Below are 325 nucleotides of genomic sequence, written 5' to 3'. Positions count from 1 at the left end.
GCGACCACGCTTCCCCGTGCTTTGCGCACGCCAGCCACGCACGAGCATTGGGGAGGGAAGCAACCCACGGGGCCCCACCATTGGGTGGGGCTGCCACGGGAATTAGGGACGTAACCCGCATCGGACCGCCGGGCGCGTGCGCGTCCGTTTCCGAATCCCGGTCAGGGCAGCCGCTTTCAGCTCCCCGGCATGGTGACGGTCATTCACCTGCGGGGTCTGAGAGGGATCGATCGAGGCAGGGGCGATCCAGCCGATGCGCCCGGCATGCTCGGAACCCGGTGGCATCACCACCGTCTTCCACTTGTCCGGGCCTTCCCCGATCAAC

At 67.7% G+C, this 325-nt stretch carries 1 pseudogene; it reads right to left on the bottom strand.

The annotated features are described in order from the left end of the window. Nucleotides 1-102 precede the first annotated feature (102 nt). Nucleotides 103-325 (bottom strand): annotated as a pseudogene (locus tag ACAM49_RS40400) (HNH endonuclease); the annotation flags it as partial.

It is taken from the genome of Nocardia sp. JMUB6875 (genome assembly GCF_041154655.1).
In the GTDB taxonomy this organism is placed as follows: domain Bacteria; phylum Actinomycetota; class Actinomycetes; order Mycobacteriales; family Mycobacteriaceae; genus Nocardia.
Note: the sequence above shows the minus strand (reverse complement) of the source record. Positions and strands in the feature narration are given on the sequence as shown.